This is a genomic window from Achromobacter sp. UBA5777 (genome assembly GCF_002418565.1).
In the GTDB taxonomy this organism is placed as follows: Bacteria; Pseudomonadota; Gammaproteobacteria; order Burkholderiales; family Burkholderiaceae_B; genus Achromobacter; species Achromobacter animicus.
In genome coordinates this window covers 468-2586 of the sequence record NZ_DIEJ01000104.1, presented here as the reverse complement: position 1 = coordinate 2586, position 2119 = coordinate 468, and the positions used below count along the sequence as shown (strand labels likewise).

General features: G+C 68.3%; 2 protein-coding genes and 1 pseudogene. All 3 read left to right on the top strand.

Features of this window, described 5'->3' with window-relative positions:
* Positions 1-286 (top strand): annotated as a pseudogene (locus tag B3446_RS07575) (ABC transporter ATP-binding protein); the annotation flags it as partial.
* Positions 283-993 carry an ABC transporter ATP-binding protein gene (locus B3446_RS07570; protein ID WP_175126067.1) on the top strand — a complete coding sequence of 237 codons (711 nt, stop codon included), beginning with the start codon at positions 283-285 and terminating at the stop codon, positions 991-993. The pseudogene B3446_RS07575 and the gene B3446_RS07570, both read left to right, overlap by 4 nt.
* A gap of 2 nt (positions 994-995) precedes the next feature.
* Positions 996-2119, top strand: a 1124-nt coding sequence (locus B3446_RS07565) for an aconitase/3-isopropylmalate dehydratase large subunit family protein (protein ID WP_291379359.1), incomplete at its 3' end; no start/stop codon positions are given.

Sequence of the window (2119 nt, the reverse complement as noted above, 5' to 3'; positions counted from 1 at the left end):
GCGCCTCTTGCTGCTGGACGAGGTGCTGGCGGGCCTGAATCCCAGTGAGATCGACGAGATGATTCCGGTGGTGAAGAAACTGGTGGACGATGGCGTCACCGTATTGATGATCGAACACGTGATGCGCGCGGTGATGAGCCTGGCCGAGCACGTGTGGGTGCTGGCGCAGGGCCGGCTGATCGCGGCGGGCACACCCGGCGAGGTCACGCGCGATCCCAAGGTGGTCGAGGCCTATCTGGGCCACGGCGCGGCGGCCCGGCTGGCCGCGCAGGGAGCCCCGGCATGAGCGCGCTGCTGGAGGTCAAGGGCCTGCGGGCAGGCTACGGTCGCATGGAAGTGCTGCGCGGCGTGGACCTGGATGTGCAGGCCGGCGAGATCGTGGTGCTGCTGGGCAGCAACGGCGCGGGCAAATCCACGCTGAACAACACGGTATGCGGCCTGTGCCGGCCATGGGGCGGTACGGTGCGCTTTGAAGGCCAGGACCTCACCGGCCGCCACTACCGGCAGGTGGTGCAGGCGGGCCTGATTCAGGTGCCCGAGGGCCGCCGTGTCTTTCCGAACCTGAGCGTGCGCGAGAACCTGGAGCTGGGCTCCTTCACCCGGGCGCGCGAGCGTCGCGCGCAGAATCTGGACAAGGTGCTCGACATTTTCCCGCGGCTGCGTGAACGCCTGGACCAGTTGGCCGGCACGATGTCGGGCGGGGAACAGCAAATGCTGGCAATCGGCCGCGGCCTCATGGCCGAGCCGCGCCTTCTGATCCTCGACGAACCCTCGCTTGGCCTGTCGCCGCTGATGGTCGAGGAATTGTTCGGCCTCATCAAGCGGTTGCACGGCGACGGACTGGCGATTTTGCTGGTCGAGCAGAACGTGGGTCAGTCCCTGGAAACGGGGCAGCGGGCCTATGTGCTGGAAAACGGCGCCGTGCGCTACAGCGGCAGCTGTCCCGACCTGTTGGCCAGCGACGACGTGCGCCGCGCCTATCTGGGGATGTAATCATGGCCCAGCCTCAAACCCTGGCCCAGAAGCTGATCGCCGCCGCCTGCGGGCGCGAGACGGTGGCCGAGGGCGAAATCGTGACCTGTGCGGTCGATCTGGCGATGTTCCACGATTCCAGCGGCCCGCGGCGCTTGAAGCCCATGCTGGAAGAGCTGGGCGCCACGCTGTGGGACCCGTCCCGGATCGTGCTGGTCATCGACCACTACGTGCCGGAGTCCGACGACGAATCGCGCCGCATCGTGCGCATCGCGCGCGATTGGGCCGCGGAGCAGCAACTGCCCAACGTGTATGACTCCGTGGGCATCTGCCACGTGGTGGTGCCGCAGCACGGGCACATCCGGCCCGGCATGTTCTGCGTGGGCGGCGATTCGCATTCGCCGACCGGCGGCGCTTTCGGCGCCTATATGTTCGGCATCGGCAGCACTGAGATGCTGGGCGTGGCGGTCACCGGCCAGATCTGGGTCAAGGTGCCCAAGACGCTGATGATGCATTGGCGCGGCCAGCTGGCCGCCGGCGTCACCGCCAAGGACATGATGCTGCACATGATCGGCCGCTATGGCATGAACGGCGGGCGCTATCAGGCGGTGGAGTTCTGCGGCGAGGCCGTTCGCGCGCTGTCCATGCAGGAGCGCATGACGCTGTCGAACATGAGCGCGGAACTGGGTTCGCAGGTGGGGCTCATCGCCCCGGACGAGACCACCGCGGCCTGGCTGCGGGATGCAGGCGTGACGCAAGAACTGGATCTGGTCCGCTGGCAGAGCGATAGCGAAGCCGACGCGGAGTGGCATGAATTCGATGCCGCCGCGCTGGCCCCGCAGGTTGCCGCGCCGCACAGCCCGGCCAATGCGCGCGGCGTGGACACCTATAACGACGTGCCGGTGCAAGTGGCCTACATCGGCGCATGTACCGGCGCCAAGCTTGAAGACCTGCGCGCCGCCGCTACCGTGCTGCGCGGCCGCCGGCTGGCGGACGGCATGCAGCTGATGGTGGCGCCGGCCAGCCGGCAGGACCAGGATCAGGCCGACCGCGAAGGCGTCATGCAGGTGCTGCGCGACGCCGGCGCCCAGGTGCTGGCCACGTCGTGCGGCGCCTGTGCGGGCTATGGCGGGGCCATTCCGGGCGG

Coding starts and splice junctions, on each gene's coding strand:
- B3446_RS07570 (WP_175126067.1), top strand. CDS start 283: ATGAGCGCGCTGCTGGAGGTCAAGGGCCTGCGGGCAGGCTACGGTCGC.